This is a genomic window from Pseudomonas sp. PGPR N4 (assembly GCF_059693665.1).
The window spans coordinates 1,195,329-1,217,609 of the sequence record NZ_JCAUKV010000001.1 but is presented as its reverse complement, the minus strand read 5'-3'; the positions used below and the strand labels follow the sequence as shown (position 1 = coordinate 1,217,609).

Genomic DNA, 22,281 nt, shown 5'->3' with positions numbered 1-22,281 from the left:
CATGAGGCAGCTTCCCGGCTCTGAGATCGTGGCTGCTGGCGAAATTGAACAGATGTCATGTCCGCTCGGAGGCAAGGACGACTGCCGCTCTTGGCCGCGTGATCTCTACAAGGTAAGGAATGAGAACATTTGTTTCACGACAAACGTTTCATGCGGCTTTAGGTGCGAAGGCTTCCTCGCTGAGAGAGCTCAGGTGGTAACGCTGTATGTGGCTTCCTCCTATAGCCTCAATAGTGGAAGCATTAAACGAGTCAGGTGTCCCTAGCAATTCTAAATTGTGATGGGCTGCATTCTGTTCTGATGCGTGTCCCGCCATAGGGCGTAGAGGCCGCGGGTTAAACATCGTCTTGTTGAAACTCTGGAGCTACCTGGGCATGTAGTTCCGCTGCCAGCGACGTGGGATGGCTAGCGAGGACGCGGCGAGTGCAAACACCAGAAGCCCGTTGATTACAAAAGCCGTGATCCCGAGATACCCCTGCAGCAGCGCGCCGGCAACTGCTCCCAGCAGCATTCCCATCCAAGGCACAAGCTGCACCCGCCAGCCCGGCTTGCGCTCACCCATCAACCACCGGCCAAGCCCGCGGCCGAAGCGTGACAGGGCGCCGGTGACGTAAGTCAGCCCGATCGGCAAACCATTCACTTCCTCGACCACGGCATTGATCATGCCCATGGCTATGACAGTGCACACCAGCGAGAACAGCGGTATAGGGGTCGAACCCGCCAGGCAGAGCAGGGCGCCTACACAGAGCAGCAACGGCCAGGAGCGGCGGCCGACCAGGCGCGTGACGATCACGCCGATGGCATTGCCAGCGATGAACGCGCCGATCAGAGTGCTGATGGTGAGGATGGAGTTGTAGTCTCGCTCACCAATTGAAACCGCAAGGCGAGTGGTATTGCCGCTCATGAAGGATACGAAATCACCTGTTGCGGTGAACCCGACTGCGTCAGTCATGCCGGCGAGGAAGGAGAGTGCTGCGACCATGCACAGCCCAACTTTGCCACGCAGCCTAGCTATGCGTCTTCCGCGTGCTGTATAGAATGCTGAGTCAGGGAGCATCAGTGCCTCAGAGGCTTTTGGAAACAACGTATTACCGGACAATAAAACCTGTTTCAGGCCGCGTCAAATCATGTCCAAAGGCTGATTTTCCTGCTTCCCTGTAGTTCATTTCCCAAACATATTCCCAGCGCCTTTAAGCTCTTACAGGCCAACCTCAGCGCATCTAGCCTCATGCCGTCGCCGCAAATGCTGCGACCGGCTTTGACAGGCTGTACTGATGAGTGAATCACGTGCTCGCTTATGGCGGCTGTACGTGGGGCACCTCGTGTGCGCCGAGTTCCCTCATCCTCGGTCTGTCAACCCGCGTATAGCTGCCATCCACCTGTTTGCAAGCAGGCATGCTTCAGAAGAAAGTCGTAATCCCGACAAAGTACGCCCGACCCGGCACGTAAAAGCTGGTCGACTCATCCCGCGGGTCTTCATCGAGCAGGTTCTGCACGCCGGCATTGAGTGACAGCCAGTTGGTCGCCGCCCAGTTGGCGCTCAAGTCGTAGGTGGTGTACGACTTGACGAAGTCAGTGCCCAAACCGCGCTGCTTGCCCACATGCTGCGCCGACAGCTCGGTGCCGATGCGGTCGCTGATCTGCCAGTCGATGGCGCTGAACAGCGACAGTTTCGGCGCGCTGATCAGGTCGCGGCCGGTCGACAGGTTGCGGCTTTCGAGCATGTAGGTGGCGTTGGTGCGCCAGCTGGCATTTTCCCACAGGGGGACTTTGCTACTGCCTTCCCAGCCGCGGGTGCGGGCCTTGTCGGCGTTTTCCAGCATGGTCCACCAACGGCCCTGGAAGTTGCCCAGCGGGGCGTATTCGATCTTGTCCTTGAAGTCGGTGTGGAAGTAGGTGAGGCCTGCTTCCCAACCGCCGTGGTCAAAGGACACGCCGATTTCTTTGTTGGTGCTGATTTCCGGGCGCAGGTTTGGATTGCCGGCCATCCAGCATTCGCCGGTGACGTACCCCAGCGGCCGCAGCGACGTGCAGCCGCGACCGCCGGAGTTGGTTGCCGCACCGGCGCTGCCTTCTTTCAGGCTTGGCGCACGGAAACCTCGCGACACGCCGCCGCGAACTGTCCAGTCCGGGTGCGGGTGGTAGACAAGGTAGGCGCGCGGGCTGTTGTGGTTGCCATATTCGTCACTGTGGTCGAAGCGGTTGCCCAAGGTCAGCGAGAGGTTGTCGAGCAGGAACAGTTCGTCTTCGATGAACAGCGCCGAGTAGTCGCCCTCAAGGTCCGCACCGCTGACTGGCTTGCCCTGATAATCGACGGGGACGGTACCCAGCGTGTCGGTATTGGTCAGTTGCTCGCGCTTCCATTGCCCGCCAACGGTGAGGCGCTGGTTGATCAGCAGATCGAACGGGATGTTGAGGCTGCCTTCGACGATCTTTTCCTCGGAGCTGGCCTTGCCCCAGCTGATGTCGTTCTTGAATTTGTTCAGGTAGGCGTCGATCCGCGAGGTGCCAAAGCCCCAGTCCGCGTTGTGCGAGATGATGAAGCTGTCTCGGGTCAGGCGGGCAGCACCAAAGCCTTCACCAATGGTTTCGTCCCAGTCGCCGAAGGTCTTTTTCGACGACCAGGAGCGCTCCACGCCTTGGGTGGCTTCGAATGACAGCTGGTGGTTGTCGTTGACTTGCCAGTTGAGCAGGGCGTTGACGCTGTGGTCCTTGGCCCCGCCAGCGCCGTCGTTGTAGACGAAGTCGCCGAGGGTATCGACCCGCGGTTCGACTTCGTCGGCCGCCCGCCGGGTGAGGTTGGCGCCCAGGCGCAGGCCTAGCGATTCGGTGATCGGGCCGGACAGGTTGACGCTGGTCTGGTTGGTCTGGCCGCGGTCGGAGTCATCCGGGATGGTTGTGTTGGCGTGGAGCGAGCCGCTCCACTCACGGGAAACCTTGCGGGTGATGATGTTGATGACGCCGCCCATGGCGTCCGAGCCGTACAGCGACGACATCGGCCCGCGCACGATCTCGATCCGCTCGATCATGTTCGGTGAGATCCAGTTAATGTCCTGGCGGCCCAGGTCGCGGCGGTAGTTGGTGTCGGCGGAGCTGCCGATGCGTTTGCCGTCCACCAGAATCAGCGTGTACTTGTCGTCCAGGCCGCGCAGCTTGATCTTCGATTGCTCGCCCACCGGGCCAAAGCCGCCGGTCACACCGGGGATACGCCGCAGCAGGGTGTTGAGGTCGTACACCGGCTGGCGTTCGATCTCTTCGCGGGTGATGACACTGACGCTGGCCGGGGCATCGCGCACATCAGTGCCGCCGCCGCTAGCGGTGACGAACGAAGCTTGCAGTTCAGTGGCAGGCAGCGGCTCTAGCTCGAGGGTTTCTTCGGCCTGAACAGGGCTTGCGGCGATCAGCGCCAGGGTGAGCAGGGCACGGCAGAACGGTGGGCGTGGCATCGTGGAACAGTCCTTGTCGATCGGTTGGATTCAAGAGGCAGAATGCAATCGGGGTCGGACGGTATCGCAAATGAGAACCATTTAAAAGTAATTGCCCAATTTTGTTTAAACAAAACTGACAAATACTTTACTGAGCACGTTGATGCTTCTTGCTCGCCGAAGGCGTGATCGGAGCTTCATTCAGACGTAAAAAAGCCCACTCGGCGGTGGGCTTGGCGGCAGCACGGTAACGTTACAGCAGGCGCAATGAGCGCCGTGCTCGATCTCACAGTGAGGTGGCGATCACCTGGGCAAGCTGCATGTCGGACATCATCGGCTCGCTGTGTGTCGAGCGATAATAGCGTGATGCTTGTTCAAATTGCGCGCCGCAGATGGTGCTGTCAGAACCGATAAAGGTGAGGGCAACGATAGAAGAAGGCGAGATGTTGCAGTTGTGCTCAGTCAGCCTTATGGCGGGCTGGCTTCAGGCATGGGTACGCAACCACTCGTCGGCGACATCGCCCATGGTTGCTGGCGCGCCGCTCTTGATCCAGGCCATGAACGTACGGTCGAATTTGAAGGCTTCGCCGCATTCGGCAATCAGGAATTGGCGGACCTTCTGGGTGTTACGGTACTGAGCGTCCAATGGGGTGGCGCGGGTGATTGGTCCTGAGTGCCAGTTTAAACTCATGGCTGATCCAGTGATGGCGACTTGAAGCGGCAGGTTAGCACTGAAGGGCGTGGCGTTGTCCATGGATTGAGTTGGCTGGGCTGCTTAATCTGAACTGCTCGGCACGTGGACTGCCCAACGACCACACACTGAGGAAACTGCGATGACCGATCCAAAAGACGACCAGAAAGACAGCCAGGTGCCGGCTCATTCCACCGAAGAGGAAAAGGCTCGGCTCAAGGACAAAAACAAGGATGGCATTCCGCCTGGTGCCGAGTGAAAGCGCGCCTCGGCGGCCAGGCCATCAAGCATGTGGGACTGGCCGCCATTTACATAGAGCCGTTTCCTGTCAAGGCGGCGAATCTGTTCAACGTTCAGACTTCCTGGCGCGATCAGCCGGCGGTCAATCCATCTGCAGATAATTGATCGAAATCGCCACCACCTCCGCCGCGGCATGCAGTAACACCGGCACCAGCAAACCGCCGCTGGCTATACGTGCGATGGCGAGGATCAAACCGACGGCAACCAGCGTTACCAAGGTGATCAGGTTGTCGTACTGGTTGTGCAGCGCAGCAAACACCAACGTGCTGACCACGATCGCGGTGCACTGCCAGAAGCGGCCACTGTCCAGCGGAAACACGCGCATCACGTAGTGCCTGAACAGCAGCTCTTCGGCGACCGGCGGGAACAGCACCAAGGTCAGGCAGAGCAGGGCGATCTGCGCCGGGCCTAGGCCGTCGTAGAAGTGCACCATGAAGCTTTCGCGGGGTATCTGCAAAAGGTGCATCAGCAGCGCGCACAGCGTGTAGGTCCCGACCATGGCGATCAGACCGAACAGCAACGGGCGCCGCCAGTGCTGGCCGAGGATCACCTGCCTGAGGCCTTGCTTGCGGTACTGCAAACACAGCAGCACCAACAGGCCGATCGCGGCATAGCCTACCGAGTTGATCAGCTTCTGGCTGGTGAGGGGCGCGGACGGGTCGGGCAGGACAACCAGCACGCTTGCGGCGAGGTAGATGATGAGCGCCAGGGCCAGCATGCCAAGCCGCTTGAAGACGTTATAGCGTGACGGCGCAGGGGCTACCGCTGAGGGCATGGATGATGCTGAGGTTTGCACGGGGACGTTCCTTGTTTGAGCAATTCGGCGGGCATCTTGCCGTTGCCGCTATCGCCTGACAATCGACGATCGTAGATAAACAATATCTAGCTAGGGCGGCGCCAGCGTGGCTGATACTCAGGCCCCGGAAACCAGCTTGCTGACACTGGTGGTCTGCTGATTCCAGATCATCTCGTAATGGCTGGACAGCACAACGCTCGTTTCCCAACTTCCCATAGCAATGTGCCTGAATGGTGCAGGGTTGCCTTGGGATGAGTCATAAAGCACACGCCTGAGGCCGTCATGTTGAAGAAAGTGTGCTGACTGCACAGTGATCATTGTGGCAGACGCACGCTTTTTGCGAGATCAGCGGCCCCTTCGAAGCGGCCCGCATATTGCTCTAGCTGCTCCATCCACTACCCGGAGCAGCATCGATGAGCGCGCCCAGCGAATTCCCGTTATCCGAAGCCCCGCAGTCAGCCCGCAAGGGCCTGCTGCCGATCGCCATGGTTTTGTTCAGTTTCACCTTCTTCACCGGCACCATGTTCGCCGGCGGCAAGCTGGGCATGGCGTTCAATTTCGTCGACATGCTGTGGATCGCCACCATCGGCAACTCACTGCTGGCGTTGTACGCCGCAAGCCTGGCGTTCATCGCCTCGCGCAGCGGGCTGAATACGGTATTGATGGGGCGCTTTTGCTTTGGCGAGGCGGGCAGCCGGCTATCGGACTTCCTGCTGGGTTTCGCCGAGCTGGGCTGGTACGCCTGGGGCACCGCGACGGTGGCGATCGTGCTGGTGAAGATCCTGGGCCTGGCTGAGGGCTTCACTGTGCCGCTGATGGTGCTGTTCGGTCTTGGTTTCAGCATTACCGCGATCATTGGCTTCAAGGGCCTGGACCTGCTGTCGCGGGTGTCGGTGCCGTTGATGTTCGTGCTGTTGCTGGTGTCGATGTACATCGCTACCGGCGACGCCGGTGGTTTTGCTGGCCTGGCTGCGGTGGTGCCGCACGAGGCGATGACGTTTTCAGCGGCGGTGACCATGGTCTTTGGCACCTTCGCCAGCGGTGCGACTCAAGCCACCAACTGGACGCGCCTGTCGCGCAGCGGGCGGGTCGCGGTGACCGCCAGTGTGGTCAGTTTTCTGCTCGGCAATGGCTTGATGGTGGTGGCGGGAGCATGGTGCGCGATGGTCTATCAGCAGGCCGATATCGTCGAGGTGATGATCCTGCAGGGCTTGTCGTTCGCTGCAGTGATCATGCTCTGCCTGAACCTGTGGACCATCCAGGGGCCGACCATCTACAACGTCTCGGCAGCGGCCTGCCATCTCCTGCGCAGCGAACGCCGGCGCACGGCAACTCTGGTCGCGGCGGGGCTGGGCATCCTCTTGGCGATTGGCGGCATGTACGAGCTGCTGATCCCGTTTCTGGTGCTGCTGGGTTCGATCATTCCGCCGGTCGGCGGGGTGATCATGGCTGATTTCTGGTACCGCCACCGCGGCAAGTACCCGGCGCTGGCCTCGGTTCAGTTGCCACGCTACAACCTCAAGGGGCTGACTGCCTACGCCGTCGGTGCGCTGTTGGCCTACAGCTCGCCGTGGGTCGCGCCGCTGGTGGGAATTGGCGCTTCGGCGCTGTGCTATATCGTCCTGCTTGAGCTGAGCGGTCGGCGGCGGGCGCTGGCGCAGGTCGAGCCGTGAGCCTGGCATTGGAAGAAATTCTGCGCCTGCCCGGGCTTGCACAGATGACCGTGCGCGCTGGCCAACGCAACCTGCAGCGGCGGGTGCGCTGGCCCTACGTGGCCGAGAACGAGGGTATTGCCGAATGGGTGATGGGCGGTGAACTGGTGTTCGTTACGGGCATCAATCACCCGCGCGGCGAGGCCAATCTGCTGAGCCTGGTCGAGGATGGCGACGCGGTGGGCATCGCCGGTCTGGTGATCCTCACTGGTGGCAGCTTCATTCAGCAGATTCCACCGAAGGTGATCGAACGCGCCGAGCAACTGGGCCTGAGCTTGATCGAGCAGCCCTACGCGCTGAAGATGGTGGTGGTGACCCATTTGATCGGTACGGCGCTGGTGCAGATGGCACAAGCGCGCCGCTCGCGGGATGACATCATCGGGCAATTGCTGACCGGCGATTATCCAAGCCTGGCCATCGCCCGGCAACGCGCCGCGCACTTGCAGCTGGCGCTGGACGAGCCGCGGCGGCTGGTGGCGCTGCGGCTGGCAGGCGATGAGGTATTCGAACAGCATGCTCCGGAGCAAGCCGAGCGCCTTTGGCAGGCCAGCCAGCAAGCGCTGGAAGACTGCCTGCAAGCATGGTGTCGCACCCAGCCGGGCGCTGTCACGGCACAGTTGCCGGGCGATCTGTTCGTGCTATTGCTGCCTGACGTGCCGAACCTGCGCGGTGGGTTGGCGCAGTTGCATCAGCAATTGCGGGTTATTGCCGGTGACACCGGGGTATATCTGGGCATGTCCTGCCTGGCCGAGGACTGCGCGCACTATCGCCAGGCACTCAACGAAGCCCGTCAGGCGCTCGACGTCGCCCAGCACCTGCGCCCGGCCAGCGGCCTTTGCGACTTCAGCGAGCTGGGCGTGCTGCGCCTGTTGCAGGGGATCAGCGACCGCGGCCTGATCGACAGCTTCGTCAGCCAAACCCTCGGTCGCCTGATCGAAACCGGGCGCAAGCATCCCCATGCGTTGTTGCACACCCTCGATGCCCTGCTGGGCGCCAACGGCAACGCCTTGCAGGCCGCCGCGCGTTTGGGCCTGCACCGCAACACCATCAATCAACGCATCGGCAGAATCGAACAACTGAGCGGACAATCACTCGATGATCCGCTTTTTCGTATGAATGCTGCGGTCGCTATGCTCATATGGCGCATGACCGCAGCCCAGGGCAAGGAGTAGAAACATGAACATCATCAATGCACGCCTGCGTGGCAAGGACGGGCTGTTTCGCATCGAACTCGAAGGCGAGCGCATCGCTGCGATCCAGGCGCAGAGCGGGCCGCTGGCGCTGAATAACGCCAGTGATATCGACGCCGAGCACAACCTGGTGGTGCCGCCCTTTATCGAGCCGCATATTCACCTCGATGCCACCCTCACCGCTGGCGAGCCCAACTGGAACATGAGCGGTACCTTGTTCGAGGGCATCGAGCGCTGGGCCGAGCGCAAAGAGCTCAATACCCATGAAGACACCAAGACCCGCGCCAGCAAGACCATCGGCATGCTGGTCGATCACGGCATCCAGCATGTGCGTACCCATGTCGACGTCACCGATCCCAAGCTGACCGCACTCAAGGCGATGATTGAAGTCCGCGAAGAAGTGCGCCACCTGATCGACCTGCAGATTGTCGCGTTTCCGCAGGAGGGCATCGAGTCGTACGCCAATGGTCGCGCCTTGATGACCGAGGCGGTGGCGATGGGCGCGGATGTGGTGGGCGGTATCCCGCACTTCGAGAACACCCGTGATCAGGGCGTGTCGTCGATCAAGTTCCTGATGGACCTGGCCGAGCGCAACGGTTGCCTGGTCGATGTACATTGTGACGAGACCGACGACCCGCAGTCGCGCTTCCTCGAAGTGCTGGCCGAGGAAGCACGCATGCGCGGCATGGGTGCGCGGGTTACCGCCAGCCACACTACGGCAATGGGTTCGTATGACAACGCCTACTGCTCGAAGCTGTTCCGCTTGCTGAAAATGTCGGGCATAAACTTTGTTTCCTGCCCGACCGAGAGCATCCACCTGCAGGGCCGGTTCGACACCTACCCCAAACGCCGTGGCCTGACCCGCGTCGCCGAAATCGACCGCGCCGGGATGAACGTGTGCTTTGGCCAGGACTCGATCGTCGACCCGTGGTACCCACTGGGCAATGGCAACATTCTGCGCATTCTCGAGGCCGGTTTGCACATCTGCCACATGCTCGGCTACGAAGACCTGCAGCGCTCGCTCGACCTGATCACCGACAACAGCGCGCGCACCCTCAATCTTGGCGAGCGCTATGGGCTGGAGGTCGGACGGCCAGCGAATCTGCTGGTGCTGTCGGTGCCGGATGATTACGAGATGGTCCGCAGCCAGGGTTACGCACTGGTTTCAGTGCGCAATGGCAAGGTGCTGATGCGCCGCACCCCGGCCCAGGTGCAGCGCCTGGCTTGATCCTGACCATCGCCCGCGCAGGCTTATCTGCGTGGGCGATGGCTGGCGATCGGTCTAATTCGCATTTGCCCCTGAGCGCGATCAGTGGCACGCTTGGCCGGCGATTTTGCATCGCCCCTACAGCGAAATAAGGAAACGCCCAGGTGAGTTGGGAAAAAGTCGGTAAAGCCCTCGTTGGCCTGCTGGTCGCTGGTGCCTGTGCAGGCGGCCTGTATCTGGCATTCAAGCAGGACCCAGCCCTGGAAGCGCGGCTTACCTACTCCTACCTGACCTACCCAAGCCAGTTCAGCGAGCGCATCAGCACGGCCAATGACATGCTGCGCTACGAGCGCTTGCACGGGCAGATGAGCGATATCAGCCAGGGCCAGTTGAGCAATCAGCAGGTCGACAAGCTGGTGGACGCGGCCCAGGCGCCGTATCTGGCGTTGTTTGCCAAGCCGTTCGAGGCAGGCCTGGTCGACCATCGTACCGGCTTGGTGATAGAGCTGAAGAACACCCGCGAAGCCCCGCTGAAGAACATTCAGATCCGCTTGCCGGCCAAGGGCCTGGTGCAGGTGCGCGACGATGACGGCAACGACATCATCCCACAGGCGGCCACCAACCTGATCGACATCGCCACCATCGGCGGGCGCGAAGACTGCAAGGTATGGGTGTACTTCGATTCGGACTACTCGCAGATCCGACAGGGCGGCCTGAGCATTCGCCACGCTGACGGCGAGGCGCAGATTCTCGCTTACCGCGAGTTCGTCGGCCTGCCAGCCACCATTGCCAGCTACAGCCAACTGCTGCTGGCCTTGCTCGGTGCACTGGCGATCGGTGTATTGGGCCTTGGCTACGCATGCCTGAGCCGCAGCCAGCAGGCTACGGCCCAGCGCCGCGCTTAAGGCGCGACCAGCTCGAAGCGCCCCTGCGGATCTTCCAGCCCGGACATCAGGCGCAGGAACTTGATCCGCTCGCCGCTGATGCTGATATCACCCACTGTGACCTCTTTGACGAAGCCGGTCTGCTTCAAGGCGATACGATCGAGTGTGGCTTTTTTCATGCTGACCTCGACATCCGCACGGCGGTGGCGCGTGCGGTCGCGGTGGGTCAGCACGCCGTTGCGCACGGTCAGCGCATAATCTTCACCCAGGTCAGTGAAGCGCCAGTTGATGGTCAGGTCCTGCTCGGCTGCCTTTTGCGCATCGAGGCGCACGCTGAGCAGATCGAAGAACAGTGGCGCTGCCAGGGCCCGTACCATGTCATCGACGTTGCCGGGGGCTGGGCTTGCGGCAACACCGTCGCGCAGCTCCTGTGCGCCGCTCAGGTAGGCATTGCGCCAGGTAGCGTTCTCGCTCTGGTAGCCGAGTTGCTCGAACGCATCGGCCTGCAGCTGACGTGCTGCGCTGTTACCGGGCTGGGCGTAGATCAATTGCCGAGTCAGCTCGGCGACCCAGCGGTAATCACCTGAAGCAAATGCCTTGCGCGCCAGGCTCAGCACCTGGTTGGCGCCGCCCATGGCTTCGACATAGCGCCGGCCGGTGTCGCTCGGTGGCAGTGGGTCGAGGGTAGCGGGGTTGCCGTCGTAGCTTCCCATGTAGCGTTGATAGACCGCACGCACGTTGAGGCTGAGCGAGCCGTAGTAATCGCGGCTGTACCAGCGCTTGGCCAGGCGCGGGGGCAGCGTGGCGAGTTGCGCGGCAATTGCGTCCGGGGTCAGGCCCTGATTGATCAGGCGTAGCGTCTGGCCATCGATATAGGCGTACAGGTCACGCTGGTCGGCAAGGTACTCGCGCACTGCCGCGCCGCTCCAGGTTGGCCAGTGATGCTGGCCGAGGACGATCTCGGCCCGCTCACCGTAACGCACCAAGGTCTGGTCGAGGTAGCGCGACCAGCTTCTGGCATCGCGCACCGGCGCGCCACGCAGGTCGAGCAGGCTCAGTTGACTGTGGGCGACGTTCTCGCCCATGGCCAGCGCCTTGAAGCGCGGCAGCCAGAGGTTCATCTGTGCCGGCGCGTCCTGGCCTGCGGTGAGCTGGAATTCGATGTCGATGCCATCGATGCGCACGGTCTCGACCGCTTTGCTTATCTCCCGCGTGGGGGCGATCAGGCTGATCGTGGCGTTGCTGGATATGTCTTTGCCCAGGCCTGCATCGACCTGGCCGCGAGGCCCGCGGGGCAGGGCGTTGCCATACAGGTATTCGGCGCGGCGCTGCATCGCCGGGCCCGCCAGCACGTTCTCGCTGATGGCCTGCGCATAGAAACCGCGCGGTGCCAGCACCTGAACCCTGCCGGCCTTGACCTCGGCGGGGTCGACGACGCCGCGCACGCCACCATAGCTGCTCACCTGCGGGTTGCTGTAGATCACCGCCAGCACAGGCTTGCGCGGGCGATGTTTGAAGTACAGCTCCATGGCAGCGCGGGCGGTTTCTACTGAATGCAGCGGGTCGATCACGATCAGGCCGCTGTCGCCTTCGACCAGGGTCATGTTGGCGAGGTCCAGACCACGTACCTGATAGATGCCCTCGGTGACCTGGAACAGGCCAGCGATGGCGTTCAGTTGGGCTTGGCGCCACAGGCTTGGGTTGACGGTGGCAGGCGCTTCACCGTTGATGAAGGCGTAGCGCTGCAGGTCCCACACCGGTTGGCTGTCGGCATTGTCGATGCGGCCATCGAAGCGCTCGATCAAGCCGCGCTGAGCGGCGTCGAAATCGGCGCGGTCGTTGAAGGGGAGGCGCTGCAACCATTGTTGATTGCTTTGGCGGGTGAAGCTGGTGGCGTCTTTTTGCGGTGCATCGGCGGCAGAGGCGAGCGGGCACAGCAGCAATAGCGGCAGTAACAGGCGATGCGGCATAGGGATTCCTTGGCTTGAACGACGCGCAAGGGGGAACAGTAGCCTATGGCAAGGAGGTTTGGGCAGGTGGTAACGCTGTGGCTGTGAGTTTTAGGGCTGCTGAGCAGCCCTAAAACGATGCGCCGTGTTGTTCAGCGCTGGAAACCCAACCCCGACGACAAGTCAGTCTATCAAGTTGACTTAACTCGCCGCCGTTTCCGGTGACGTTTAGCGCTGGCGCCAATGATTTGTGCGGCGTTAATCGCAGATCCAGGATGCTTGCGAGCGTACTCGCAGCGCTGACTTAGCCGCTTTCGTGCAACAGCAGTGCTTGATGCAGCCTTTCGAGCAGAGCCTCACGCACGCTGTCCGGGGCACTCACCTTGATCGAGCCGGCATGCGCCAGCAGCCAGCTCAAAAGGGCCTGGTCATAGGCAACCGTGGCCACCAACCTGGCGTCGCCTTCGGCAAGCGGCTCCAGCAACATGTCGTCCGACAGCGGCTGCGCCGCCAACTGCCGTGCCAGCCCCGGCGTCACCCAGGCCCGCAAGGTGATCGGTTGCGCCATGCAACGATCGCTGGGCTGCGGCGGCTGCAGCAGCTCGGTGCTGAGCTCGGCCTGCCAGTACCAGCCATATGGGGTGCCCTTGCTGTTGCAGCGCACCGGAAACAGCTCGGTCAGCTCGTTCAGATCACGCTCGACCGTGCGCTTGCTGGTGCCATGGCCGACCTGGTGCAGGGCCTGCTGCAACTGATTGGAACTCATGCCCGGGTGGCGGTCAGGCAGCAGTTTGAGCAACTGCCACTGGCGGGCGATGGTCTGGCGCGTGGGGTTGCTGGGCAAAGCGGGTTCCTTGGCGCGCGATCACTGCACGGCTCTAGTGGTGGCAATTGGCTATGTTCGCCTAGCATACCTTTTGCTGGGCGTGCAGCCAACGTGCCGTGACAAGTGGCCTGCGTCTGCGGTATACCTGAGCGCTACCAAGGGGAGCCCGGAGACGGGCTGAGAAACCGCTGGCAAGATGCAGCGCGGTGACCCTTAGCACCTGATCCGGATCATGCCGGCGAAGGGATGGGACAGCCGACCTGCCTTTGCGCCGGCCTCACTGCGAGGCCGCACCATGCACCACCCGCCTGGCCTCGCTGCCACCTCTCAGAGGACAGCAGCATGAGCGAACGTTTTACCCATTATTTGCGCGAGCAGAGCGAACCGACCTGGTCGGCTGCCGTTGGCCACCGCTTCGTGCGACAGCTATGTGATGGTTCCCTGGCGGATCCGGTCATGGTCCGCTACCTGGTTCAGGACCATCGCTTTCTCGACAGCTTTCTGACCTTGCTCGGTGCGGCTATTGCCACAGCCGATACCTTTGAAGCGCGCCTGCGTCTGGGCCGTTTTGCCGGGATGATCTCGAGTGACGAAAACACCTATTTCCTGCGTGCATTCCAGGCCCTCGATGTAAGCCCGGCGCAGCGCGACGAGCCTGCCGACAGTGCGCCCACCGCAGGCTTCAAGGCGATCATGGCCGAGGCGGCGGCAAGCCGCTCCTATGCGGCAGCGCTGGCGGTGCTGAATGTGGCCGAGGGGTTGTACCTGGACTGGGCGCAGAAGGCGCCGCAGCCACTGCCCGAGCATTTCGTCCACGCTGAGTGGATCACCTTGCATGACAACCCGTTCTTCGAGGATTTTGTCGCGTTCCTGCAAGCTGAACTTGACCGCGTCGGGCCAAAGGAGGCCGAGCTCAGCCGCGACTTCTACCTGCGCACAGTCGCACTGGAACTGGCCTTCTTCGATGCCGTATACGATGGCGAGGTCTGACATGGATATTTTTGATCGGCTCAAGGCCGCCGCTGCGCCGCAATGGGCGAGCTACGTCGAGCATGACTTCCTGCAGCAGATGCAGACGGGCACCCTCAGTCAGGCGGCGTTTCGCGAGTATCTGGTGCAGGACTACCTGTTCCTGATCCAGTTCGCCCGCGCCTGGGCGCTGGCCGCCTACAAGAGTCGCCTGCCAAGTGACATCCGCGCCGCGCAGGCCGGGCTTGCGGCGATTCTTGACGAGACTGAACTGCACCTGCGCCTGTGCGCCCGCTGGGGCTTGTCGCAAGCCGACATTCAAGCTGCCCCCGAGCATCAGGCGACCGTGGCCTATACCCGCTATGTGCTTGACTGCGGCGCCGCCGGCGACCTGCTTGAACTGCACGTTGCGCTGGCACCGTGCGTGATCGGCTACGCCGAAATCGGCCAGCGCCTGGCCGGCTCAATCGGTGATCTGAACCAGCATCCGTACCGCGAATGGATCGGCGAGTATGCCGGTGAGGCCTATCAAGACGTGGCGGCGTCTGCCCGCAAGCACCTGGACGAGCTGGCCGCGCGGAGCATGACCGAGTCACGTTTCACCGAGCTGGCGGCGATCTTTGCCCAGGCCTCACGGCTTGAGGCGGACTTCTGGCAGATGGGATTGCAGGCTGCCGAATAATCGGCTGGTCAGCGTGCTTGAGGTGCCTGCAGGCATAGCTGTGGTACCTCGACGCTGCCTTTGGCGTCGCGGTCGTCGACAGCGGCTGTCACACTTTGTCCCATTTGCGCCAATGCATCTGATTAGGATTCTCTTTTACAGCAGAATCCACAGGTCACTTGCATGCGCGCACCACGTCGTATTTTCAGCCGTTCCTCCACGTTGGCCGTATTTCTGGCGGGTGCCGCGCACGCGCAGACAAACCCTCCAGAACCCGTCCCATTGACCCTTGAAGATGTGGTTGTGACTGCCTCGGGCTTCGAGCAGCGGGTTGAGGACGCGCCCGCGTCGATCACCGTGATCGACGGCGAAGACCTGCGTCGCAAGTCGTACCGCGACCTCGGTGACGCAGTGCGTGATGTCGAGGGTGTCACCGTCAACGGCGGCGCCAACGAAAGCGACATCTCGATGCGCGGCATGCCGGGCGACTACACCTTGATTCTGGTCGATGGCAAACGCCAGAGCGCCCGTGAATCACGGGTCAACGGCAACGCCGGTTACGAGCAGAGCTTTGTCCCGCCGGCAGCCGCCATCGAGCGGATTGAGGTGGTGCGCGGGCCGATGTCGTCGCTGTATGGCTCGGACGCTATCGGGGGGGTGATCAACGTCATTACCCGCAAGGTCTCGCCCGAGTGGGGCGGCTCGATCGGTTATGACTATTCGGCGCGTAAGCACAGCGCAGAGGGCGACGCCGGGCAAACCACTTTCTACTTGAGCGGTCCGCTCAAGGAAGACCTGCTTGGCCTGCAAGTGTGGGGCCGCTACCTGGACCGCCAGGCCGATGCTGACCTGGAACAGACCAACGGCCACAGCAAGGCCGATCACCGCGACCTGACCACGCGCCTGGCCTTCACGCCCACGATCGACCACGACATCCTTCTCGAAGCCGGCGTTACGCGCCTGAAAAACGGTGATGGCGTCAGTGCCAACTGGGCCACCCGCGAGCAAGAGAACAACCGTGATCACTGGTCGCTGTCGCACCAGGGTCGCTGGGGCTGGGCCACCTCAGACGTCGCCCTCTATCAGGAAACCACCAGCCGCGAAGGCAAGGCCACGCCAGACCAGACCGACATCTACGGGCGCAAGCCTGAAATCCGCAACCGCGTGCTCGACGCCAAGCTGGTCGTGCCGACCACCTACAACGTCAGCACGGTTGGCCTGCAATGGCAGGAAAACCAGGTCACCGACTGGAACCAGGGCTTGGGTGACAAGGTTGATTACGAGTTCTCGGTCCAGCAAAAAGCGCTGTTTGCCGAAAACGAATGGTCGGTCACCGACACCTTCGCCTTGACCGGCGGCCTGCGCATGGACAACCACGAAGAATACGGCAACCACTTCAGCCCACGCCTGTATGGGGTCTGGCGCGCGACGGATCAGTGGACGCTCAAAGGCGGTGTTGCCCGCGGCTTCAAGACCCCTGAGCTGCGCGCCGTGGTTGAAGGCTACGCCTACCTGCGCCGCAACCGGTTCGTCATGCTCGGCAACCCTGACCTCAAGCCCGAGACCAGCACCAACTACGAAGTGTCGGCACTGTGGTCCAACCGCAATGATCTGTCGGCAGGTGTGACGTTGTTCTACAACGACTTTCAGGACAAGCTCTCTACCGTAACCACTGACCGGCGCTGGAACGGCTACATCGTCATGGACCGGGTCAATGTCGACAAGGCGGTGATCCGTGGCGTCGAGCTGACCGGTCAATGGGACATCCGCTCCGACCTGCTGATCAAAGGCAACTACACCTACACCGACTCCGAGCAGAAGACCGGTGCCAACGCAGGTGCGCCGCTTGCCCTGACGCCGAAACAGAAAGCCAACCTGCGCGGCGAATGGCGGGTCAATGACCGCGCCCAAGCCTGGGCCGCGCTCAGCTACTACGGCGAAGAAACAGGCAACACCATCACTGCCGAATCGGCGCCGGGCTACACCACTGCCGACATCGGCGGCTCGTATGACCTGACCCATGCGCTGACTGTGAATGCCTCGCTGAACAACATCACCGACAAGCGTCTGGACGACGAGACCTATGGCACGGTGAACTATGGCCGCACGCTGTGGATGGGCGCGACCTACAACTTCTGATCAGAGCAGTAGCAAACGGGGCCGTACATCGGCCCCGTTTGCGTTTGCGCGTGTCAGCCTTGGCCGACCGGCAGCCGCACCAGCGCGCACAGCCCTCGTGGTTTGCGGTTTTCCAACAGCAGTTCACCGCCATGGGCCTGAATGCAGGCACGGGCGATCGCCAAGCCCAGACCGAGGCCGCCACCGCTGCGGGCGTCGGCACCACCGCGGCCGAGCTGGACAAAGGGTTCAAAGACTTTTTCCAACCACTGCTCAGGCAGCCCCGGACCTTGATCGGTGATCTCCAGGCGCACCTGGCCGTCAGCCTGGCTGAGCGTCACGTGGGTCGCACCGCCATGCTTCAAGGCGTTGTCGATCAGGTTGGTCAGGGCACGTTTTAGCGCCAAAGGTCGGCAGCTTAGCCAGGCCTGTTGCTGCACATCCCAGGTCAACGGTTGCCCAAGCAGGCGATAACGTCGGTCCAGCTCGTCAAGCAAGTCGTTCAGGCGCAACTGACAGGTCGCCTCCTGCACTGCATCGCCGCGCACGAACTCCAGGGTTTCGCCGACCATCGCCGTCAGCTCGCCCAGGCTTTCCAGCAAGTCGTCGCGGGTGGCGCCGGGGTCAAGCAGTTCAACCTGCAAACGCAATTCGGTCAGCGGCGTGTTGAGGTCATGGCTGATCGCTGCCAACAAGCGGGTGCGGCCTTCGACATGCCGGGCCAGGTTGGCCTGCATCGTGTTGAATGCATGGGTCAGCTCGCGTGCTTCGTGCGGGCCGGTTAACGGCAGCGGCGCAATCCACTCACCACGGCTGACCCGCTCGGTGGCTTTGGCCAGGGCCTTGATCGGGCGCAGCACGCGGGCAAAGCCGAACATCATCACCAGCAAGACCGGCAGGGTGGTCATTGGCAAACTGTAAGCCAGTACAGTGCCCCACTGATAAGCACCGCTGGGGTGCTGCTCGGCATTCAGATACTGGCCGTTGCCCAGCGCCAGGCTGCTGCGCAAGCGTAGTGGCGCCCAACCGCCAGGACTGAACGGATAAGCGCGGGCGTCGGTGCCGTTGACCCGCTCCAGTTGCACGATCAGCGAGTGTTCCGGCGATAGCTGCAGGCGCTGGCGCAGGTCGCGGCTAAGCCGCTGTTCTTCAGAGCGAGCGGCGAAAGCACTGACCTCGGGGGTTGCCGCGATCCAGAAGCGGGTTTCCGGGTTGGCCATCTTGGCCAGCATCCTGTTGGCCTGCGCTGCGGGCAGGTCGCGCGCCAGGTTGAACGCAGTTGCCAGGCGCTCCAGGCTGGCTGCCCGGGACAGCGGATGAAGCAGGCTGCCGTGGCGGTGCAGCAGAACGATGCCGATCAAGTGCGAGGCCAGCAGTGCCAGGCACAGCAGCAGCAGTAACTGGTGCAGCAAGCGCTGCGGCCACAGCCGGCGCAGGCTATTCAAGCTCGACATCGGCGGCCAGCAAGTAGCCGCTGCCCCACAGGGTGCGCAGCAGCTCGGCGGTTTGCCCGTCATGGCTGAGCTTGCGCCGCAGGCGACTGACCTGGCGGTCGATGGCGCGTTCGCTGATGTCGCTGTCGTGCGCTGCCGTCAGGTCGACCAGCCGTTGCCGGGTCAGGCTGCGATGCGGGTGGGCCAGAAACACCTGCAGCAGTTTGCCCTCGGCGGTGCTCAACTGAACTGACTCGGCACCTTCGCGGCTGAGCGAGGCGCTGCTGGCGCAGAAGTGCCAGCCGGCGAAGCGATAGCGGCGTGCTGCGGGCGTAGCTGCAGGCGCCGCGTGGAGTCGCGCCTGGGTTGCCTGATGCCGGCGCAGCACGCTGTTCAGGCGCGCGACCAGCTCACGCGGCTCGAACGGCTTGGTCAGATAGTCATCTGCGCCCAGGTCGAGGCCGCGAATGCGGTCTGCAGTGGCGTCGCGGGCGGTCAGCAGGATCACCGGCAGGTTGCAGCGCCGGTGCAGTTGCTGGCACAGCTCGAAGCCATCGCCGTCGGGCAGCATGACATCGAGTACGGCCACGTCGAACGCCTGCTGCTTGAGCAATTGCCAGAGTCCGGCCGCGTCGGCGGCGGTGCGCACCTCGAAACCATGGCGGCGCAGGTAGGTCGCCAGCGGGTCGCGGATCTTGCGGTGGTCATCGACCACCAGCACTCGCGGCGCGGGCGTGGGTTGTTCAGCTGGCATTGGCTATCGCGCGTGATGTGGGAGGCAGGGCGCAATATTACTACGAGTCATTATCATTTGTGACTGCCCGCTGTGGGCAGATTGTCACAGCGGGTATCGTCACCTGCAGTCGCTGGCACTAGATAGCCGAGCGGCGCACCTGCTTGACCAGGATCTTCTCCAACAGCTCCCACATCGCCGGGTCGGTGCTGAACGCGACGTTGAAGCGCATCCACCCAGTCGCCTGGGCGTCGACCATGAACAACTGTCCGGGGCCGAGCATGATGCCTTGCTCCAGCGCGTCATCCAGCAGGGCCGCGCTGTCCGGGATGGCCCGGTGGCGCGCCCACACGTACATGCCTTCGTCCGATTCGGTGAACAGCTCGAAGCCCAGCCGGTGCAAATGCCGGCCCACTTCCTGGTGTGCTTCGGCCAGGCGCTGGCGCAGGCGTTTGAGGTGCTTGCGCCAGCGGCCATCGATGATCGCCGCGTAGACCACCCGCTCCATCACTTGGGAGGTGGTCAGCCCAGAGCGCATTTTCAGGCGCAGCAACTGCTGCATCAGTTCCGGGTTGGCGAACAGGTAACCAACCCGCACGTTCGGTGAAATGCTTTTTGAATAGCTGCCGACGTATACGACTTGCTGCAGGTGATCGAGGCTGGCCAGGCACGGCTGCGGCTCCGCGATCATATCGGCGTACAGGTTGTTTTCCACCAGCCGGAAGCCATGCTGGCTGGCCAGTTGCAGCAAGCGGTGCAGTTGCGGCAACGGCGTACGCGAGCAGGTCGGGCTGTGCAGGTGCGGCTGGGTGAAGAAGACACTTGGGCGGTGTTCGCTGAGCAGTTGCTCCAGGCGATCGAGGTCGTAGCCGGCCGGGGTGCGCGGCACGCCGATCAGGGTAGCCCCCTGAAAACGCAGGATGCTCATCAGGTTGGGGTAGCCTGGGTCGTCGACCAGCACCACATCACCGGGGCGCACCAACGTGCGTACCGCCAGGTCCAGCGCCTGGCTGGCGCCGTGGGTGAGCATCAGCTGCGCCGGGTTGACCACGATCGACAGCTCTTGCTGCAGGTTCTGCGCGGTCAGCGAGCGCAGCTCCGGCAGGCCCATCGGCTCGCCATAGCCGGACAGCTCCAACGGGCTACCGGCGACCTGACGCATGCCCCGGCGCAGGCCATCTTCGTACATCCAGTCGTTGGGCAGCCAGCCGCAGCCGGGTTTGAACGGCAACTGACGGGTTTCGAAAATCTGCTGCAGGTACCACTCGGCGTTGAACGACGGCCGGTTGTTGTCGGCGCCGTGGGCCGGTCTGTCGAGTTGCTCGCTGGCCGCGCGATTGACGAAAAAGCCGGTGTTGCCGCGGCTGACCAGCAGCCCTTGCGCAACCAGACGGTCGTACGCTTCGACCACGGTGAAGGTGCTCACCGAGTAGGTGGCGGCAAAGGCGCGGATCGACGGGACCTTGGCACCGGGTTTGAGCGCCTGGCTGTCGATCAACTCGCGCAAGCCGTCGATGATCTGGTTGACCAGCGGGGTGGCGGAGTCTGGATGTAGTACGAGCATGGGTGTGCCTTCAGGTGTGCAGACGCGGGGCGTCGGCCGGGTGTCGCGCGGTGTATTGCATGGGCGGCCTGTACAGTGCAGTGCGACTTTCATGCCACTGTGCATGGCTCTATCAGCGCGACATTTTTACATTAGGTGTCTGAGATCGCCAGACACCTTTTGTTTCAGTTCGTTCGAGGCCCGCCTCGCACGACCCACAGGCCGCCAGGGAAGGCCTGCTCGTGCCCTCGCACAGCGCCTGCGCGCATCAGTATCGATGTACAGGTGAAACCGCTTGCCATCGGGGTTTCACGCAATTCCTTAGATAAAAAGAAGCACGGGGACACAACTGATGGACGCTACATCTACAACTACCGCATCCGAAAAAGGGGCGCCGGAGAGCAAGCTGAATGCTTCGCTCAAGTCGCGCCACCTGACGATGATGTCGATCGCCGGGGTCATCGGCGGCGCACTGTTCGTCGGCTCCGGCAGTGTCATTCACAGCGCCGGCCCTGCTGCGGTGCTGGCTTATCTGGCTGGCGGCATCCTGGTGGTGCTGATCATGCGCATGCTCGGTGAAATGGCGACGTCTTCGCCAGACACCGGCTCGTTCTCGACCTACGCCGACCGTGCCATTGGCCGTTGGGCCGGCTTCACCATCGGCTGGTTGTACTGGTGGTACTGGGTCATCCTGATGGCCTGGGAAGCGTATGTGGCGGGCAAGATCCTGCACGGCTTCTTCCCGGGGGTGAGCACCAATGTGTTCGTCCTGGCGACGACCCTGGTGCTGATCACCGTCAACTTCTTCAACGTCAAGCACTACGGCGAGTTCGAGTTCTGGTTTGCCTTGATCAAGGTGATTGCGATCGTCTGCTTCCTGATCGTATGTGGCTCGGCGGTGTTGAATATCTGGCAGTTCGGTGAGGTCCGCGGGATCACTCACCTGACCGCCGAAGGCTTCATGCCGAACGGCTTTACCACGGTGATTGGTGCGCTGCTTGGGGTGATGTTCGCCTTCCTCGGTGCGGAGATCGTGACCATCGCTGCCTCCGAGTCGAAAGACCCGGCCGGGCAGATCGTCAAGGCGACCAACTCGGTGGTCTGGCGGGTGTGCCTGTTCTATGTCGGCTCGATCTTCCTGATCGTCTGCCTGGTGCCGTGGAATGACCCGCACCTGGGTGAGTCGGGCTATGGCGCTTATCGCCGTACGCTGGAACTGCTGGGCGTGCCATATGCCGAGCTGCTGATGAATTTCGTCGTGTTGACCTCGGTGAGTAGCTGCCTGATCTCGGGCCATTACACTGCCTCGCGCATGCTGTTCTCGCTGGCTCAGCGTGGCGACGCGCCGTCGTTCTTCAAGATCACCCGCGCCGGCACTGGCGTACCGGTGTTCGCGATCGTCGGTTCGTGCGCGGTGGCAGTGGTGTGCGCGCTGATCAACTTCAGCGAGACGCTGCGGCCCAAGGACGTGCTCGACACCTTGATGAACACCACGGGCATGATCGCTTTGCTGGTGTACCTGGTGATCGCCTTCTCCCAACTGCGTATGCGCCGCAAATTGATTGCCGAAGGCAAGGAGATCCGCCTGCAGATGTGGCTGTTCCCTTGGCTGACCTACCTGGTGATTGCGTTTATCGTTGCTGCGCTGGTGACCATGGCGTTCATGCCTGATTACCAGATTCTGGTGGTTTCGACCGGTATTGCTGCCTGTGTGGTGGTGGCGATGGGTATTGTGCATCAGATCCGTTCGGCGAAAAAACTGCACTAAGCAACGCGCTGTATGATGTCGGCCGGTTCCCGCAAGGGGCCGGCCGCGTTTGTTTGTGCGGGTCTCACCGCGAACC

At 62.3% G+C, this 22,281-nt stretch carries 17 protein-coding genes, 1 pseudogene and 1 riboswitch; of the genes and pseudogenes, 8 read left to right on the top strand and 10 right to left on the bottom strand.

Annotation, left to right across the window (positions count from 1 at the left end):
- Nucleotides 1-364 precede the first annotated feature (364 nt).
- The 5 genes and pseudogenes from AC58X1_RS05435 to AC58X1_RS05415 form a co-directional block, all read right to left on the bottom strand.
- Nucleotides 365-1,057 (bottom strand): YoaK family protein, encoded by a 693-nt coding sequence (locus AC58X1_RS05435; protein ID WP_150571863.1) that lies wholly within the window; start codon nt 1,055-1,057, stop codon nt 365-367.
- A gap of 343 nt (nt 1,058-1,400) precedes the next feature.
- Nucleotides 1,401-3,446 (bottom strand): TonB-dependent receptor domain-containing protein, encoded by a 2,046-nt coding sequence (locus AC58X1_RS05430; protein ID WP_497428474.1) that lies wholly within the window; start codon nt 3,444-3,446, stop codon nt 1,401-1,403.
- Between the two features lie 265 nt (nt 3,447-3,711).
- A pseudogene (locus AC58X1_RS05425) lies at nt 3,712-3,849 on the bottom strand (DUF2388 domain-containing protein); the annotation flags it as partial.
- Between the two features lie 60 nt (nt 3,850-3,909).
- Nucleotides 3,910-4,116, bottom strand: coding sequence for a DUF6434 domain-containing protein (locus AC58X1_RS05420; RefSeq protein WP_101320380.1), 207 nt, complete (start codon nt 4,114-4,116; stop codon nt 3,910-3,912).
- A 382-nt stretch (nt 4,117-4,498) separates the two neighbouring features.
- Nucleotides 4,499-5,191: a CPBP family intramembrane glutamic endopeptidase gene (locus AC58X1_RS05415; protein ID WP_497428473.1), complete on the bottom strand. Its 693-nt coding sequence runs from the start codon at nt 5,189-5,191 to the stop codon at nt 4,499-4,501.
- A 434-nt stretch (nt 5,192-5,625) separates the two neighbouring features.
- Between AC58X1_RS05415 and codB the strand changes: the two genes are divergently transcribed.
- From codB to AC58X1_RS05395, 4 genes are all read left to right on the top strand, one after another.
- The gene (gene codB / locus AC58X1_RS05410; RefSeq protein ID WP_101320374.1) at nt 5,626-6,885 is read left to right on the top strand and encodes a cytosine permease; all 1,260 of its coding nucleotides are present in this window, start codon (nt 5,626-5,628) and stop codon (nt 6,883-6,885) included.
- On the top strand, nt 6,882-8,096 hold the full coding sequence (locus tag AC58X1_RS05405; protein WP_220633865.1) for a PucR family transcriptional regulator: 1,215 nt from the start codon (nt 6,882-6,884) through the stop codon (nt 8,094-8,096). Before codB ends, AC58X1_RS05405 begins: the two co-directional genes overlap by 4 nt.
- 4 nt (nt 8,097-8,100) lie before the next feature.
- Complete coding sequence (codA, locus tag AC58X1_RS05400) at nt 8,101-9,342, top strand: cytosine deaminase (RefSeq protein WP_497428472.1); 1,242 nt, start codon at nt 8,101-8,103, stop codon at nt 9,340-9,342.
- A gap of 143 nt (nt 9,343-9,485) precedes the next feature.
- Nucleotides 9,486-10,226 carry a hypothetical protein gene (locus tag AC58X1_RS05395; protein WP_101320368.1) on the top strand — a complete coding sequence of 247 codons (741 nt, stop codon included), beginning with the start codon at nt 9,486-9,488 and terminating at the stop codon, nt 10,224-10,226.
- Here AC58X1_RS05395 and AC58X1_RS05390 read toward each other — a convergent pair.
- Together AC58X1_RS05390 and AC58X1_RS05385 are read right to left on the bottom strand one after the other, a co-directional pair.
- Complete coding sequence (locus AC58X1_RS05390) at nt 10,223-12,175, bottom strand: alkyl/aryl-sulfatase (RefSeq protein ID WP_497428471.1); 1,953 nt, start codon at nt 12,173-12,175, stop codon at nt 10,223-10,225. The two genes, AC58X1_RS05395 and AC58X1_RS05390, sit on opposite strands and share 4 nt — an antisense overlap.
- Before the next feature lie 283 nt (nt 12,176-12,458).
- Nucleotides 12,459-12,998: a WYL domain-containing transcriptional regulator gene (locus tag AC58X1_RS05385; RefSeq protein WP_101320363.1), complete on the bottom strand. Its 540-nt coding sequence runs from the start codon at nt 12,996-12,998 to the stop codon at nt 12,459-12,461.
- 130 nt (nt 12,999-13,128) lie between these two features.
- Nucleotides 13,129-13,244: riboswitch (TPP riboswitch) on the top strand.
- A 78-nt stretch (nt 13,245-13,322) separates the two neighbouring features.
- Here AC58X1_RS05385 and AC58X1_RS05380 point away from each other — a divergent pair.
- The 3 genes from AC58X1_RS05380 (at nt 13,323) to AC58X1_RS05370 (ending at nt 16,749) form a co-directional block, all read left to right on the top strand.
- Nucleotides 13,323-13,970, top strand: a complete 648-nt coding sequence (locus AC58X1_RS05380) for a TenA family protein (RefSeq protein WP_497428470.1) — start codon at nt 13,323-13,325, stop codon at nt 13,968-13,970.
- A gap of 1 nt (nt 13,971) precedes the next feature.
- Nucleotides 13,972-14,631, top strand: coding sequence for a thiaminase II (gene tenA, locus AC58X1_RS05375; protein WP_497428469.1), 660 nt, complete (start codon nt 13,972-13,974; stop codon nt 14,629-14,631).
- Nucleotides 14,632-14,793: 162 nt separating this feature from the next.
- Nucleotides 14,794-16,749 carry a TonB-dependent receptor domain-containing protein gene (locus AC58X1_RS05370; RefSeq protein ID WP_497428468.1) on the top strand — a complete coding sequence of 652 codons (1,956 nt, stop codon included), beginning with the start codon at nt 14,794-14,796 and terminating at the stop codon, nt 16,747-16,749.
- A gap of 53 nt (nt 16,750-16,802) precedes the next feature.
- Here AC58X1_RS05370 and AC58X1_RS05365 read toward each other — a convergent pair whose 3' ends face one another.
- From AC58X1_RS05365 to AC58X1_RS05355, 3 genes are all read right to left on the bottom strand, one after another.
- A complete protein-coding gene (locus AC58X1_RS05365; RefSeq protein WP_150571864.1) occupies nt 16,803-18,140 on the bottom strand; it encodes an ATP-binding protein in 1,338 nt (445 codons plus the stop codon).
- A gap of 25 nt (nt 18,141-18,165) precedes the next feature.
- Nucleotides 18,166-18,915 carry a response regulator transcription factor gene (locus AC58X1_RS05360; protein ID WP_497428467.1) on the bottom strand — a complete coding sequence of 250 codons (750 nt, stop codon included), beginning with the start codon at nt 18,913-18,915 and terminating at the stop codon, nt 18,166-18,168.
- A gap of 118 nt (nt 18,916-19,033) precedes the next feature.
- Nucleotides 19,034-20,458 carry an aminotransferase-like domain-containing protein gene (locus tag AC58X1_RS05355; RefSeq protein WP_259073124.1) on the bottom strand — a complete coding sequence of 475 codons (1,425 nt, stop codon included), beginning with the start codon at nt 20,456-20,458 and terminating at the stop codon, nt 19,034-19,036.
- A 331-nt stretch (nt 20,459-20,789) separates the two neighbouring features.
- Here AC58X1_RS05355 and AC58X1_RS05350 point away from each other — a divergent pair, with 331 nt between their 5' ends.
- Nucleotides 20,790-22,205: an amino acid permease gene (locus AC58X1_RS05350; protein WP_101320351.1), complete on the top strand. Its 1,416-nt coding sequence runs from the start codon at nt 20,790-20,792 to the stop codon at nt 22,203-22,205.
- Nucleotides 22,206-22,281 lie beyond the last annotated feature (76 nt).

What these genes read in the sequence shown, in the direction of transcription:
- AC58X1_RS05435 (WP_150571863.1), bottom strand. Translation starts at nt 1,057, where the DNA reads ATGCTCCCTGACTCAGCATTCTATACAGCACGCGGAAGACGCATAGCT.
- AC58X1_RS05430 (WP_497428474.1), bottom strand. Translation starts at nt 3,446, where the DNA reads ATGCCACGCCCACCGTTCTGCCGTGCCCTGCTCACCCTGGCGCTGATC.
- AC58X1_RS05420 (WP_101320380.1), bottom strand. Translation starts at nt 4,116, where the DNA reads ATGAGTTTAAACTGGCACTCAGGACCAATCACCCGCGCCACCCCATTG.
- AC58X1_RS05415 (WP_497428473.1), bottom strand. Translation starts at nt 5,191, where the DNA reads ATGCCCTCAGCGGTAGCCCCTGCGCCGTCACGCTATAACGTCTTCAAG.
- codB (WP_101320374.1), top strand. Translation starts at nt 5,626, where the DNA reads ATGAGCGCGCCCAGCGAATTCCCGTTATCCGAAGCCCCGCAGTCAGCC.
- codA (WP_497428472.1), top strand. Translation starts at nt 8,101, where the DNA reads ATGAACATCATCAATGCACGCCTGCGTGGCAAGGACGGGCTGTTTCGC.
- AC58X1_RS05390 (WP_497428471.1), bottom strand. Translation starts at nt 12,175, where the DNA reads ATGCCGCATCGCCTGTTACTGCCGCTATTGCTGCTGTGCCCGCTCGCC.
- AC58X1_RS05380 (WP_497428470.1), top strand. Translation starts at nt 13,323, where the DNA reads ATGAGCGAACGTTTTACCCATTATTTGCGCGAGCAGAGCGAACCGACC.
- tenA (WP_497428469.1), top strand. Translation starts at nt 13,972, where the DNA reads ATGGATATTTTTGATCGGCTCAAGGCCGCCGCTGCGCCGCAATGGGCG.
- AC58X1_RS05370 (WP_497428468.1), top strand. Translation starts at nt 14,794, where the DNA reads ATGCGCGCACCACGTCGTATTTTCAGCCGTTCCTCCACGTTGGCCGTA.
- AC58X1_RS05360 (WP_497428467.1), bottom strand. Translation starts at nt 18,915, where the DNA reads ATGCCAGCTGAACAACCCACGCCCGCGCCGCGAGTGCTGGTGGTCGAT.
- AC58X1_RS05355 (WP_259073124.1), bottom strand. Translation starts at nt 20,458, where the DNA reads ATGCTCGTACTACATCCAGACTCCGCCACCCCGCTGGTCAACCAGATC.
- AC58X1_RS05350 (WP_101320351.1), top strand. Translation starts at nt 20,790, where the DNA reads ATGGACGCTACATCTACAACTACCGCATCCGAAAAAGGGGCGCCGGAG.